15 protein-coding genes and 1 tRNA gene are annotated in these 13509 nt (G+C 65.6%); 11 read left to right on the forward strand and 5 right to left on the reverse strand.

Features of this window, described 5'->3' with window-relative positions; all coding sequences use genetic code 11:
- Window positions 1-24: 24 nt before the first annotated feature.
- Together gpmA and HWN72_RS16325 are read right to left on the reverse strand one after the other, a co-directional pair.
- Complete coding sequence (gene gpmA, locus HWN72_RS16320) at window positions 25-711, reverse strand: 2,3-diphosphoglycerate-dependent phosphoglycerate mutase (protein WP_211150728.1); 687 nt, start codon at window positions 709-711, stop codon at window positions 25-27.
- Window positions 712-759: 48 nt separating this feature from the next.
- Window positions 760-954, reverse strand: a complete 195-nt coding sequence (locus HWN72_RS16325) for a hypothetical protein (RefSeq protein ID WP_008830757.1) — start codon at window positions 952-954, stop codon at window positions 760-762.
- 129 nt (window positions 955-1083) lie between these two features.
- Here HWN72_RS16325 and HWN72_RS16330 point away from each other — a divergent pair.
- From HWN72_RS16330 to HWN72_RS16345, 4 genes are all read left to right on the forward strand, one after another.
- Window positions 1084-1158 (forward strand) — tRNA-Thr (locus HWN72_RS16330).
- A gap of 200 nt (window positions 1159-1358) precedes the next feature.
- Window positions 1359-4139: a TonB-dependent receptor gene (locus tag HWN72_RS16335; RefSeq protein ID WP_211150729.1), complete on the forward strand. Its 2781-nt coding sequence runs from the start codon at window positions 1359-1361 to the stop codon at window positions 4137-4139.
- Window positions 4139-5269 (forward strand): phytase, encoded by a 1131-nt coding sequence (locus HWN72_RS16340; protein WP_069708604.1) that lies wholly within the window; start codon window positions 4139-4141, stop codon window positions 5267-5269. Before HWN72_RS16335 ends, HWN72_RS16340 begins: the two co-directional genes overlap by 1 nt.
- An 85-nt stretch (window positions 5270-5354) precedes the next feature.
- The gene (locus HWN72_RS16345; RefSeq protein WP_069708605.1) at window positions 5355-6032 is read left to right on the forward strand and encodes a lytic transglycosylase domain-containing protein; all 678 of its coding nucleotides are present in this window, start codon (window positions 5355-5357) and stop codon (window positions 6030-6032) included.
- Window positions 6033-6208: 176 nt separating this feature from the next.
- Here HWN72_RS16345 and HWN72_RS16350 read toward each other — a convergent pair whose 3' ends face one another.
- Window positions 6209-7090 carry a UTP--glucose-1-phosphate uridylyltransferase gene (locus HWN72_RS16350; RefSeq protein WP_008829118.1) on the reverse strand — a complete coding sequence of 294 codons (882 nt, stop codon included), beginning with the start codon at window positions 7088-7090 and terminating at the stop codon, window positions 6209-6211.
- A 157-nt stretch (window positions 7091-7247) separates the two neighbouring features.
- Here HWN72_RS16350 and murA point away from each other — a divergent pair, with 157 nt between their 5' ends.
- The 3 genes from murA (at window position 7248) to HWN72_RS16365 (ending at window position 9476) form a co-directional block, all read left to right on the forward strand.
- Entirely contained in the window at window positions 7248-8531 is a 1284-nt protein-coding gene (gene murA / locus HWN72_RS16355; protein ID WP_008832548.1) for a UDP-N-acetylglucosamine 1-carboxyvinyltransferase, read from the forward strand.
- A gap of 17 nt (window positions 8532-8548) precedes the next feature.
- Window positions 8549-8797 carry a hypothetical protein gene (locus tag HWN72_RS16360; RefSeq protein WP_248006052.1) on the forward strand — a complete coding sequence of 83 codons (249 nt, stop codon included), beginning with the start codon at window positions 8549-8551 and terminating at the stop codon, window positions 8795-8797.
- 184 nt (window positions 8798-8981) lie between these two features.
- Window positions 8982-9476, forward strand: a complete 495-nt coding sequence (locus tag HWN72_RS16365; RefSeq protein WP_036525852.1) for a phosphoesterase — start codon at window positions 8982-8984, stop codon at window positions 9474-9476.
- A gap of 3 nt (window positions 9477-9479) precedes the next feature.
- Here the strand turns inward: HWN72_RS16365 and HWN72_RS16370 are convergent, their stop codons facing one another.
- Window positions 9480-9713, reverse strand: coding sequence for a ribbon-helix-helix domain-containing protein (locus tag HWN72_RS16370; protein WP_008832545.1), 234 nt, complete (start codon window positions 9711-9713; stop codon window positions 9480-9482).
- A 178-nt stretch (window positions 9714-9891) separates the two neighbouring features.
- On the opposite strand from HWN72_RS16370, the gene HWN72_RS16375 reads away from it, so the two are divergent.
- The 3 genes from HWN72_RS16375 to HWN72_RS16385 are packed head-to-tail and all read left to right on the forward strand — an operon-like array spanning window position 9892 to window position 11561.
- The gene (locus HWN72_RS16375) at window positions 9892-10272 is read left to right on the forward strand and encodes a PadR family transcriptional regulator (RefSeq protein ID WP_211150730.1); all 381 of its coding nucleotides are present in this window, start codon (window positions 9892-9894) and stop codon (window positions 10270-10272) included.
- The gene (locus tag HWN72_RS16380; RefSeq protein WP_008832543.1) at window positions 10262-10828 is read left to right on the forward strand and encodes a DUF1700 domain-containing protein; all 567 of its coding nucleotides are present in this window, start codon (window positions 10262-10264) and stop codon (window positions 10826-10828) included. The genes HWN72_RS16375 and HWN72_RS16380 overlap by 11 nt, the downstream gene beginning before the upstream one ends.
- Before the next feature lie 22 nt (window positions 10829-10850).
- A complete protein-coding gene (locus HWN72_RS16385; RefSeq protein WP_008832542.1) occupies window positions 10851-11561 on the forward strand; it encodes a GIN domain-containing protein in 711 nt (236 codons plus the stop codon).
- 63 nt (window positions 11562-11624) lie between these two features.
- On the opposite strand, the gene HWN72_RS16390 is transcribed toward HWN72_RS16385, so the two are convergent.
- Window positions 11625-12572 carry an L-threonylcarbamoyladenylate synthase gene (locus tag HWN72_RS16390; protein ID WP_211150731.1) on the reverse strand — a complete coding sequence of 316 codons (948 nt, stop codon included), beginning with the start codon at window positions 12570-12572 and terminating at the stop codon, window positions 11625-11627.
- 49 nt (window positions 12573-12621) lie between these two features.
- Between HWN72_RS16390 and HWN72_RS16395 the strand changes: the two genes are divergently transcribed.
- On the forward strand, window positions 12622-13461 hold the full coding sequence (locus HWN72_RS16395) for a DUF815 domain-containing protein (protein ID WP_211150732.1): 840 nt from the start codon (window positions 12622-12624) through the stop codon (window positions 13459-13461).
- Window positions 13462-13509 lie beyond the last annotated feature (48 nt).

The following is a 13509-nucleotide window of genomic DNA, read 5'->3' on the forward strand; positions in this document are numbered from 1 at the left end:
GATTGCAACTGGTGCGGTCACGGATCAGCGCTCCGAGAGGTAGTAGCGGTCGAGCACCTTGAGATCGTTGTCCAACTCGTAGACGATCGGCTGGCCGGTCGGGATTTCCAGACCGGTGATCTCTTCGTCGGAGATGCCCGATAGGTGCTTTTCCAGCGCGCGCAGCGAATTGCCGTGCGCGGCGACCAGCACGGTCGAACCGGCATGGAGGTGCGGCACGATCGAGCCTTCGTAATACGGCAGGACGCGGGCGATGGTGTCCTTGAGGCTCTCGGTCATCGGCGTGTCGATGCCCGCGTAGCGCGGTTCGGCCGAGAGGTCGAACTCGCTGCCCTTGTCCATGACGGGGGGCGGAATGTCGAAGCTGCGACGCCAGACCTTGACCTGCTCGTCACCGTGCTTGGCGGCGGTCTCGGCCTTGTCGAGGCCGGTGAGGCCGCCGTAGTGACGCTCGTTCAGGCGCCAGTCCTTGGTTTCGGGGATCCACAGGATACCGGCGGCTTCGAGCGCGAAATGCAGCGTCTTGATCGCGCGGGTCTGCAGCGAGGTGAAGGCGACGTCGGGCAGCAGGCCCTTGTCCTTGAGCAGCGCACCGGCAGCGCGGGCCTCGGCCTCGCCCTTTTCGGTGACGTCGACGTCCCACCAGCCGGTGAAGCGGTTTTCAAGGTTCCACTGGCTCTGGCCGTGGCGAAGCAGGATCAGGCGAGGCAATGTAGGCTCCCTATACTGTCAAGGACCGACGCGGTCTTGCCGCAGCCCCTAGCTTTCCGGTGGCGATTTGGCCAGTGGCGGTTTGCTGTCGGGCGATTCGCCCTCCTCGACCGCTTCGCCAAGCGCGGATACGGCACGAGCCTGCGCCTTGCGGCGACGCAGGTTCTCGCGCAGCTTGGCGGCGAGACGCTCTTCCTTCGTGGGTTTTCGAGGCGATTGCGGCGCGTTCATCGCCCGCTGCATTGCCGCTCCGAAAAAGAAAGCACAAGAGGCGCTTGACAATCGAACGCCGCGCGGACAATAGCGCCCCCCTGTCTCGGGGGCTTCTGGCCCGGCAGACAGACGCCCCGGTTACCCGGACCTGGAATATGTGCTGCTGTAGCTCAGTGGTAGAGCGCGTCATTGGTAATGACGAGGTCGGGAGTTCAATCCTCCCTAGCAGCACCATTCCCCCTCTCTTTTTCCCTGACATGATCCGATGACCTGACGCCGCGTTTTCGCGTTGCGCCGCGCGCCGACTGTTACGTTTTGTTGCGGTACAGCAACTGTCATCGTTGTGTCTTTCCAATCTCACGCAACTGTCATGAAGCAACCCTAGGTGCACGTCCCCAGGACACTAGACTCCGCAACAGGGAATATTCCGCACCATGAATCGTTCGCTTCAGCTCGTTGCCGGGCTGCTTGCCTCGGCATCGTTCGCCACCATCGCTCACGCGGGTGAAGTCGCCGGCCACGTCAACGACGCCACCGGCACCCGCGCGCTGCAGTCGGCCACCGTGCGCATCGTGGAACTCAACCGCCAGGTCGAGACCGACCGCGCCGGTTCCTACGTCTTCGGTGACGTGCCCGCAGGCACCTACACGCTCGAAGCACGCTACGTCGGCGCGGAAGTGACGACCCAGACCGTCAACGTCGCTGCGACGGGCCGTATCGAGGGCAACTTCGACCTCGCGGCGATCGGCGGCGGCGACATTCTCGTCACCGGCATGACCGCGAACATGACCAGCGCCCTTTCCCGCCAGAAGGCCGCCGACGGCGTGGAATCGGTCCTGACCCGTGACGCGGTCGGCCAGTTCCCCGACCAGAACGTAGCGGAATCGCTGCGCCGCCTGCCGGGCGTCAACATCCTCAACGACCAGGGCGAAGGCCGCTACGTGTCGGTGCGCGGTCTCGACCCCGAACTCAACGGCACCTCGGTCAACGGCGTGCGCCTGCCCGCGCCGGAATCGGACGTGCGTTCGGTCGCGCTCGACGTGATCTCGTCCGACACCATCGAATCGATCGAAGTGAAGAAGAGCTTCACCCCCGACATGGACGGCGACTTCATCGGCGCCTCGATCGAGATCAACACCACCAGCGCCTTCGATTCCAAGAAGAACCGCTACTCGGCGAGCGCCGAGGGCAGCTGGAACGACTATTCGGGCAAGGTCATGCCCAAGGGCGCGATCGACTTCACCCAGAAGCTGGGCGACGACTTCGGCATCGCCGGATCGGTCAGCTACTACAAGCGCAAGTTCGAGACCGACAACGTCGAGACCGGCGGCTGGCACGAGGACGATGCCGGCAACGCCTGGGCCGAATCGGTAGAATACCGCGACTATGACGTCGAGCGCACCCGCATCAACGCGGCGCTGTCCGCCGACTGGCGCGTGTCGGACACGACCAAGGCCTATATCCGCGGTAACTGGGCGCAGTTCGACGACCACGAATACCGCCGCCGCACCACGCTCGACTTCGGCGATTTCGAGGACGGCCCGACCTCCAGCACCGACAGCAGCGCCACCTTCAACGGCGCCGACGAGCGCATCACCGTCAACCGCGACCTGAAGGACCGCTTCGAACGCCAGCGCATCCGCTCGGTCTCGATCGGCAGCGACACCGACACCGGCGTGTGGAAGTTCAAGTGGATGGGCAGCTACGCCAAGTCCACCGAGCGCGAGAACTTCTCGATCGACCCGACCCGTTTCCGTGCGCGCTTCACGGAAGGCACCGTGGTCAACATGGATTACGCCAACAAGTACTATCCGACCTACTCGGTGACGCAGGGCGCGGACAGCTTCAACGATCCCAGCGAGTATGAATTCAACCGTACCGAGCTGACCACGCTGTCCGACAGCCGTGACCAGGAATGGGCGATCAAGGCAGACCTCGCCCGCACTTTCGCAGGGTCGAACGGCGACTTCACCGTGCAGGTCGGCGGCAAGGCCCGCTGGCGCAAGAAGTCGTACGACTTCAACATGACCTACTACGAACTGGCCGACGATGCGCCGGATTACACGCTGGCCGACGTGCTGGGTTCGCAGACCTACCGCCTGTTCGACATGGGCCCCGTCGCTAGCAAGGGCGGCCCGGCCGCCTACCTGCTCGCCAACCCCGGTTCCTTCGTGGTCAACGACTACGAGACGGACTTCAACTCGGCGACCAGCGACTACTCGGTGCGTGAAGACATCGCGGCCGGTTATGCGATGGCCCGCTGGGACAGCTCGACGCTGCGCGTCATCGGCGGCGTGCGCATGGAGCGTACGTACAACGAACTGAACGGCCAGTACGTGACCGACAGCGACGACGTCGTGGTCACCCCGGTCAGCTTCACCCGCAGCTACACCAACTGGCTGCCCAGCCTGACGGTGCGCTACAGCCCGCAGCAGAACCTCGTGGCGCGTCTGGCGGGTTACAAGACCGTCGTGCGCCCCAAGCTGTCGCAGATGGCCCCGCGCAACGTCATCAACGACGACCTCGAACTGGAAGTCGGCAACCCCGAGCTGAAGCCCTACCAGGCCTGGAACCTCGACGCCGGGTTCGAATACTACTTCGCGAACAACGGCGCGGTATCGTTCGGCACGTTCTACAAGTCGATCAAGGACTATACCTACACGCAGCGCACGCGTGAGGCGGGCACGTATCAGGGCATCGAATATAGCGAACTGACGATGCCGGTGAACGGCGATACCGCCGAGATCATGGGCCTCGAAGCCAGCTTCAGCCAGGCCTTCACCATGCTGCCCTCGCCCTTCGACGGCCTGCTGACGCAGATCAACTACACCTACACTTACGCCCGTGGCACCGTGCTGGACGGTGACGGCCTTGCGCGCCGCATCGACCTGCCCAACGCCTCGAAGAACACCTTCAACGTCGTGCTGGGTTACGAAAAGGGTCCGATCAGCCTGCGCGCTGCCGGCACCTTCCGCGACAAGTACCTCGACGAAGTGGGCGACGATGCCGAGACCGACCGCACCGTCAACCAGCACTTCCAGCTGGACCTTTCGGCCAAGTACAAGCTGACCGACAACATCAAGATCTTCGCGGACTGGGTGAACGTCAACAACGCCAAGTACTTCGCCTACCAGAACCTCGCGGGCGCCAAGCGCGCGCTGCAGTACGAGGAGTACGGCTCGACCGTGAAGTTCGGCGCAAGGATGTCGTTCTGATGAAGCGCAACCTCACGAGCATCGCCGATGTCGTGAAGCTGGGGTCGGGAGCTTTGCTCCCGGCCCTCCTGCTTTCCGCCTGCGCGACGACGACCATCGCCCCCGGCACCGCTGCCCCCGAGGCCCCACGTCCCCACTATCCCGCCACCGATATCCCGGCAGAAGGCGAGACCGCGCCCGTAGGCACCGGCAATGCCGATGCGGCGGACGACCCGGCGATCTGGCGCAATGCGGCGAATCCCGCCGCCAGCCTGATCCTGGGCACCGACAAGAAGGCCGGGCTCTACGTCTACGCCCTCGACGGCACGGTGAAGGACTTCTCGCCCGCCGGTGCGCTCAACAACGCGGACCTGCGCGAAGTGCGCATGGCGGACGGCTCCACCCGCATCCTCGTCGGCGCCAGCGATCGTACCGACCGCGCCGAACCGCGCATCGCCCTGTTCGGCCTCGACGGCGCGACCGGCAAGCTCTCGGTGCTCGGCTCCGGGACGTTCCTGCCCGCCGGCCATGCCCCGGCGGAGGCCTACGGCTTCTGCATGGGTGCTCCGCTCGCGGCGGGCGAACTCGCCCGCGCCTACGTCGTGCTCAAGGACGGTACGGTCGCCGAGAGCCGCCTCGTCGAGAAGGCCGGCAAGATCGCGGCCGAGCACTTGCGCGACGTCAAGTTCGCGACCCAGTCCGAGGGCTGCGTCGTCGATGACGTGACGAAGACGCTCTACGTAGCCGAGGAGGACGTGGCGATCTGGAAGGTGCCGCTTGGCACCCCCACCCTGACCGCCAGTTCCTACGCCCGCGTGGGTGAGACGGACGGTCTGGTCGACGACATCGAGGGCCTTGCCATCGCCCGCAACGCCGAAGGCCGCGCCTGGCTCGTCGCCTCCAGCCAGGGCGACAACGCCTATGCGCTGTTCGACCTCGCCTCCGGCAAGCCCGCAGGCCGCTTCCGCATCAATGGCGGCACGCTGGGCGGAACCAGCGATACCGACGGCATCGAAGTCGTGCTCGGCGACTTCGGACCGCAGTATCCCGAAGGGCTGTTCATGGCGCAGGACGGCGACAACGCCCCCGAGGCGCAGAACTTCAAGCTGTTGTCGTGGCGCTCGATCCGCACCGCGCTGGGCATCCGGTAACCTGCTCTACCGCGGCGCCGCATCCGCGTGTGACTCAATCTCGCGGATGCGGTAGGACGGCGGCGATGGTGAGGGATACGAATCGATGAAGCGGATCGAGGCATTCGGCGTGCTCGTCGCCGTTTCCTGTGCATTACTGCCCGGCATGGCCTGCGCGGACGTCTTGCAGATCGGCAATGCGGGGGCCGAATGGGTCGCCGGAGGCCCGGCTACCCTCCCCGCCGCATCCGACCTCGCGCAAGTCGATCCCTCGTCCGGCGTGGGCTTCATCGGCAGCACCGTCGCTCGCGCCCCCGAGCAGGTGGAATCGGCCCCAATGGAGGTCGATTCCCGCCTGCACCCGCAATCGATCACCGAAGCACTCGACGCGGCAGGCCCGACCCGCTGGCGTGAGCGCGTCGCCCAGCTAGCCGCCAAGTACGACATCAGCCCGACTCTGCTGGAAGCGGTGGTCTGGCAGGAAAGCCGCTGGAACGAACTGGCGCTCTCACCCGTCGGTGCGCGTGGGCTGGCCCAGCTGATGCCCGGCACCGCCGCGCAGATGGGCGTCGATCCCGCCGATCCCATGGCCAACCTAGAGGGCGGCGCGCGCTACTTGCGCATGCAGCTCGATGCCTTCGGCGGCGATCTGGAAAAGGCGCTGGCGGCCTACAACGCCGGTCCCGCCCGCGTGCTCAAGGCCGGGGGCATTCCCAATATCCGCGAGACCCGGGCCTACGTAGCCTCGATCATGGCGCGGCTGACGGATCCAGTCCGGCAGTAAAGTTCTGTGCCCCGGAGGGCTTCGACAAGCTCAGCCTGAGCGGGATTGGGAGGTTTACCCCATACCCCGCTCAGGCTGAGCTTGTCGAAGGGTCCAGCACGCCCTGCCGATTGCGCACGAAAAAGCGCGCCGCCTTACAGCAGCGCGCTTTTTTCATCACCATTCGGCTTGTCTGATCAGCCCAGCAGCTTCTTCGCGATCGCGCGCACATCGTCGCGCATGTCGGGACGATCGAGCGCGATCGCCAGCGTCGCTTCCACGAAGCCGACCTTCGAACCGCAGTCGAAACGGCGGCCGTTGAAGGTCACCGCATGAAACGGCTGCTGGCCGATCAGCTTGGCCATCGAATCGGTCAGCTGAATCTCGCCACCCGCGCCCTTCCCCTGCGTTTCAAGCAGACCCATCACTTCAGGCTGGAGGATATAGCGGCCCGAGACGATCTTGTTCGAAGGCGCCTCGTCCACCTTGGGCTTCTCGACCAGACCCTTGACCTCGGTGAGGTTGCCCCGGCTCTCGCCGGGCGCGATCACGCCGTAGCTCGACACTTCCTCATGCGGCACTTCGAGCACCGAGACGAGGTTGCCGCCCACTTCGTTATAGGCCTCGATCATCTGCGCCATGCAGCCGGGCGTGCCGTACATCAGTTCGTCGGGCAGGAAGATCGCGAAAGGCTCATCCCCCACGACGGCGCGGGCGCACCATACCGCGTGGCCGAGGCCCAGCGGCACCTGCTGACGCACGGTGACGAGGTTGCCGGGCTGGATGCGGGTCGGCTCAAGCGGGTCGAGCGACTTGCCGCGCCCGGTCATCGTCGCTTCGAGTTCGTAAGCAGTATCGAAATGTTCGACGATCGCGGTCTTGCCACGGCCCGTCACGAAGACGAATTCCTCGATTCCGGCTTCGCGCGCCTCATCGACGGCGTATTGGATCAGAGGTCGATCGACGACCGGAAGAAGTTCCTTCGGAATCGCCTTGGTGGCGGGCAGGAAACGGGTGCCGAGACCGGCGACGGGAAAGACGGCTTTTCGGACCGGCTTGCGGAAGTTCGAGTCACTCATGGGTCTGGATAATGCCTCGCTCATGTTGCGGTTGCGTTTAAAGCCCGGAAATAGTCTTAGCGCAACAACCCCATGTTAATCTTACCGAACCCTTAATCCGCCGCGAAATTGCATCCGATCCCGTTGAAGCACGCGCGTTTGGCGCTAAAGGACGGTGATGGACAAGATCATCATCGAGGGCGGCAAGCGCCTTTCCGGCACCATTCCCGTTTCCGGCGCCAAGAACGCCGCGCTCACGCTGCTGCCCTGCGCGCTGCTGACCGAAGAACCGCTGACGCTGCGCAACCTGCCGCGTCTGGCGGACATCGACGGTTTCCAGCACCTGATGAACCAGTTCGGCGTCTCCACCGCGATCGCGGGCAGCCGTCCGGAAGACTTCGGCCGCGTGATGACCCTTCAGGGCACGCGTATCACCAGTTCGGTCGCGCCTTACGACCTCGTGCGCAAGATGCGCGCCTCGATCCTCGTCCTTGGACCGATGCTGGCGCGCATGGGCGAGGCGACCGTGTCGCTGCCCGGCGGCTGCGCCATCGGCAATCGCCCGATCGACCTGCACCTCAAGGTCATGGAAGCGCTGGGCGCGACGATCGAGCTGGCCGCCGGCTACGTGCGCGCCATCGCCCCTGACGGCGGGTTGCCGGGCGGGCGCTACTCGTTCCCGGTCGTCTCCGTGGGCGCCACCGAGAACGCGCTGATGACCGCCGTGCTGTGCAAGGGCAAGTCCACCCTGCACAATGCCGCGCGCGAGCCCGAGATCGTCGATCTGTGCAACCTGCTCGTCGCGATGGGCGCGCAGATCGAGGGCATCGGCACCAGCGACCTCACCATCCACGGCGTCGACCGCCTGCACGGCGCGACCTACATGGTCATGCCCGACCGCATCGAGGCCGGCTCCTACGCCTGCGCCGCCGCCATCACCGGCGGTGAAGTGCTGCTCAAAGGCGCGAAGATCGAGGACATGGAAGCCACCGTGCAGGCGCTGCGCGATGCAGGCGTCCACGTCGAGCCCAAGGCCGACGGCCTCCATGTCGCCTCGGACGGCAAGCTGAGGCCCGTCACGATCTCCACCGCCCCCTACCCCGGTTTCGCCACCGACATGCAGGCGCAGCTGATGGCCCTGCTGTGCATGGCCGAAGGCTCCAGCGTGCTCACCGAGACCATCTTCGAGAACCGCTACATGCACGTTCCCGAACTCAACCGCATGGGCGCGCGGATCGAGACCAAGGGTCGCACCGCGATCGTCCACGGCGTACAGGGCCTCACCGGTGCCGACGTCATGGCGACCGACCTGCGCGCCTCGATGAGCCTCGTGATCGCCGGTCTCGCCGCAAAGGGCCAGACGCAGGTGCACCGCCTCTACCACCTCGACCGCGGCTACGAGCGCCTTGAGGAGAAGCTGGCACTGGTCGGCGCGCAGATCGAACGCGTCGGCGGCGACTGAGGAAACTCCGAAGGCCCATGGCGCGTTTGCTCCTCGAACTGCCGAGAGGAGAGACGAACATGGGCCTCATCAAGTTGGCGGCCGCCGGAGCGGTCGGCTACGCCCTCTACAAATACGCGACCGAGAAGAAGCAGGAAGCCGAGTTCGCCGGCGGCGTGCGCGATTCCGGGCCGGAACACATGAGTTCGCCGCCCAAGAGTTGGGACAAGACCGACGAAGCGATCGACGAGAGCTTCCCGGCGAGCGATCCTCCATCGACATACTGATCACCAGTCGCGGTCGCTAGAAAGGGCGGGAGAAGCAACGGCTTCCCCGCCCTTTTGCCATCCGTCGCAAATTCCCGCGGCCTGACTGATTCCCCGCATCCCGGCTGGAACGAATTGTTTACCTAACCCGTTGAAACCCTTGTCGGAGCGCCGGGATGGCCGCCTCCGGGACGGGAAGAAGATGATGGCGATCCACTTTGTCGCGGACCTGAACTTCAACGGCGAGAGCGCCCTTCACGCGATTCCCTACGGCTTTCCCGATAGCACCGAGATGACCCGCCGCATCTGCGAGGTCTGGCGCGCCCGCGTGGCCGACGACGACACCGTCTGGATTCTCGGCAATGTCGGAAACCCCGTCCATCTCGGCAGCCTTCCCGGCATCAAGCATCTGGTTCGCGGACCGAATGACCCGCAAGCGTGGAATTGTCTCGCAACGGGCCGCTACGCCAGCGTCTGCGACATGCAGCGCCTGGATACGGCCCACGGCACCCTTACCCTAATCAACGACCCCGCGAAGGCGCTGGAAGACGATGCGCTCGTACTCCACGGCCATACCCGGTACGCATGGAGTCGCACCGGTCACAACTGCGTGGCCGCGCACGGACTTGGATGGGGGCCGGTCAGCCTCGACATGCTGATGCGCAAGCCCGCCGAACCGAGGCTCAGCCGCGCCGCCTGAAGGCTAGCCCAGAGCCGAAGTCGCCAGCCAGACCCTGACCGCCCCGGCCAGCCCCGGCGGCGTCTCGGCCTCCAGTCGCTCCGCATCGATCCGCGCGACGAGCGCGTTCACCGGCAACCCCTCCTGCGCGGCGGCGCGCTTGAGCAGGTCCCAGAACACCGGCTCGAGGCTGATCGAGGTCTTGTGCCCGGCGATCTCCACCGAACGTTTGACCGGAGGATGGTAAGGCGTGGTCATCGCGCCGCAACCTAGCTGCCCTCCTCCCCGCCGAAAACCCCGGAAATCAGCCGAAGTCCATTGATCGATACCTATTGATAGCAAGGTATCTTGCCTAGACCTGTACTTTTCTAAGCAAGGTATCTTGCAACACACAGTAGCTGGTTATATACGATGGGCATCCGCAGGAGATGATTCGATGTCCGAAATCGAAATCCAATTGAAGAAAGGGGTGCTGGGGCTCTGTGTCCTGGCGCTGCTCTCGCGGGGGGACAGCTACGCCTACGAGATCGCGAGCCGCATGGCCGACGCGGTCGATATGGGCGAAGGCACGATCTACCCGCTGATGCGCCGCATGCAGTCCGAAGGCCTGGTGAAGACCTACCTTGAGGAATCGCCGTCCGGCCCGCCCCGCAAGTACTACAGCCTCACCGAAACCGGCCGCTCGCGCCTTGCCGAGCAGATCGCCGAATGGCGCGGCTTCACCGAGGCCGTCGATACGCTGCTCGACGATGCCGCCGAGCCGACTGCCGTTCAGGAAGGCCCGATTCAGGAAGGAGAGCCCAGCCATGATGCGTAACGAATTCATCAAGCGCCTGAAGGCGGGCCTCAAGGGCATGCCGCAGGACGCCATCGACGACATCGTCGCCGACTACGAAGAGCACTTCGAAGCCGGCCTTGCCGAGGGCCGCAGCGAAGAGGAGGTTGCGACGGCCCTCGGCAACCCGAGCCGCCTTGCCCGCGAACTGCGCTTCGAAACCGGCTTCCGCAACTGGAAGAGTGATCGCACGCCGTCGTCCGCCTGGGGCGCGATCCTTGCCTTCATGGGCCTCGCCACGATCGACATCCTGATCCTGCTGCCGATCGTGCTGCCGGTTCTGGGCGTGGTCTTCGGCCTGTTCGTGGCGGTGCTGGCGGCCTTCGTCGGCGGCGGCTTCATGCTGATTGCCGGGCCTTTCTCCGGCTTCCCCGGCGGCCCGCTGATCGCGATCCTGCTGGGCCTCGGCACCATGAGTGCTGCGGTCGGCATCGGCGCCCTGCTCACCATCGTGGGCATCGGCGTGGTCAACGCCCTCATGTGGTTCGGCCGCCTGCACTACCGCGTGCTCGAACCCGCCATCCATCCCGAAGACTGACGACGACAAGGAGGACCAAGTGATGCTCAGGAAACTGCTCATCGTATTCGCCAGCGGCCTGATCCTGTCGATCGCCGCCTTCGCCCTCGCCTGGACTTTCGGCGGCGAGAAAATGAAACAGGAATTCGAGACGAAGGGTTGGTACTTCGACGGCGGCGACGATCACCACGACCAGGGACCGCGCAAGTCCCGCGTGTTCGCCATCCAGTCGGGTAGCCAGCTCGCCATGGAAGTGCCGGTGGACCTCGAATTCACGCGTGGTGACAAGGCCGAGATGACCGTCGAAGGCCCCGCCAGCGTGGTCGACCGGCTGGTCTGGGCAAACGGCCGCCTCTCGCTTAACGGCAGCGCCCGGATCCATCGTGGCCTCAAGGTGCGGATCACCGCTCCCGAGATCGCCGGGCTGGACCTCGATGCACCGGGCGACGTGGACCTCCACGGCCTCGACCAGGAGAGCCTGCGCATCAACGCTCGCGGCGCCATCGACCTCGATGCATCGGGCAAGGTCGCACGGACCTTCGTGACATCCGACGGTGCGGGCAACATCGACCTCGGCAAGGTGCAGGGCCGCGACGCCACGATCCGCATCAACGGCGTGGGCGACGTGACCATCGGCGCCACCGGCGTGGTCGATGTGGAGATCAACGGCGCGGGCAACGTCACCCTCGTCCGCAAGCCCGAGACGCTGCGCAGCCGGATGAACGGCATCGGCGATATCGACCACGATTACTGAGTAACGTTCCACGTGGAACATGCGAGGCCCGTGCCGTCAGATGACGGTGCGGGCCTTTTCGTATCAGGCTGCAGCCCGGCGCAGGCGGTCGTTTATGGCAGCGCCTATGTCGCCCTTCGGGATCGGGGCTACGGCGATGCGCGGCTGCGCTGCGGCCGCTCCGGCATGGAGCAGCGCATAGAGCCGCGAGGCCGCCTCGATCAGATCTCCGCTCGCCGACAGGGTTACCTCCCCCGCCACTGCGCCGAAACCGATGTGAAATTCGTCAGCCTCTGCCTCGATCGCATCGAGCCGCACCGGCTTGCCCGGCGCGTAATGGCTGGCAAGTTGCCCCGGCGCCTCGATGGCCTGCGAGGTCACCGGCTCGCTCGCGCCGCCGAGTACAGCGGCAATGCGATCCTCGGCGATGGGGCCGGGACGCAGGACCTGCCAGCGCCCCCCGTCCCGCAATGCGACGATCGTGGATTCCAGCCCTGCCTCACAGGCGCCGCCATCGACCACCGCATCGACATTCGCCCCGAGCGAGGCGACGACATGCCCTGCCTCGGTCGGGCTGACCCCGCCGCTGCGATTGGCCGAGGGCGCCGCGATCGGCAGGCCCGTCGCCGCAATGACCGCCCGCATCACCGGGTGCGCCGGACAGCGCAGCGCGATCGTGGGGAGCCCGGCGGTGACCGCAGCGGCAATCGGCGCGCCCTTTCGCAATGGCAGAACTATGGTCAAGGCACCCGGCCAGAACGCCTCAGCCAATGACAGCGCGCGATCGTCGAACTCGGCCAGCACCTGCGCCGAAACGAGATGTTCCACGTGGACGATCAGCGGATTGAAACTCGGCCGCCCCTTGGCTCGGTAGATCGCCGCTACGGACTCGTCCCGGTCCGCTCTTGCCGAAAGGCCATAGACCGTCTCCGTCGGCACCGCGACAAGGCGCCCTTCCCGTAACAGACGCGCGGCGGCTTCGATCCCGTCGGGACCGGCTTCAAGCATCTCGGGCTGGCTGGCGTGCTCCATACCCCGTCGCTATAGCCCCACGGCGACGAATGCCAAGGACATGCAAAAGATGACGACCCAGCCCGCGGAGCACACCCAGGTTCTCACCCGCATCGCCGAAGCGCTGGAACGCCTCGTGCCACCCGCCCCGACCGCGACCGACTGGCTCGCGCATCCCGCCTACGTATGGACGGGCAGCGCCGCGCGATCGGTCGCGCAACTCGACGCCCCTGCCCTGACCCTGCTGCGCGGCATCGACACGCAAAAGGACCGTGTGGTCACCAACGTCGAGCGCCTTGCCGCCGGACACGCCGCGCATGACATGCTGCTCTGGGGCTCGCGCGGGATGGGCAAGTCGGCCCTGCTGCGCGCGGCCGTCCGCTCCGCCGACACCGCACACCCGGGCCGCATCGCGCTGGTGCAGGTGGCGCAGGAAGCGCTCTCCGGCGTGACTGACCTGTTCGCCGCACTCGGCAAGGTCGACCGCAGCTTCCTCGTCTTCATCGACGATCTCGGTTTCGAGGAAGGCGACGGCGCCGGGCCGCGCATCCTGCGCTCGTGGCTGGAAGGCGGCGTCGAGGCACGGCCCGCGAACGTGCGCCTCGCCGTCACGTCGAACCGCCGCGCCATCGTCGGCCGCTCGATGTCGGAGCAGGACGATCCCATCAACGCCCGCGACGCGGTGGACGAAAAGCTGGCTCTGGCCGATCGCTTCGGGCTCTCGATCGGCTTCCACAACTGCGACCAGGATTCCTACCTCGCTATCATCGGTGGCTATGCAGGCGAGTTTGGACTGGAGTGGGAACCGTCGGACGCGCTGGAATGGTCGCGGCGGCGTGGGGCTCGATCGGGGCGCGTGGCCTGGCAATATGTCAATGAATTGGCTGGAAGAGCAGGGAAGACGATATAAACGCAGGGGTTAACACCCCTGCACCCCATTACCGTCCTCGCCGTTCAT

The sequence above is a fragment of the Novosphingobium sp. HR1a genome, assembly GCF_015594425.1.
In the GTDB taxonomy this organism is placed as follows: domain Bacteria; phylum Pseudomonadota; class Alphaproteobacteria; order Sphingomonadales; family Sphingomonadaceae; genus Novosphingobium; species Novosphingobium resinovorum_A.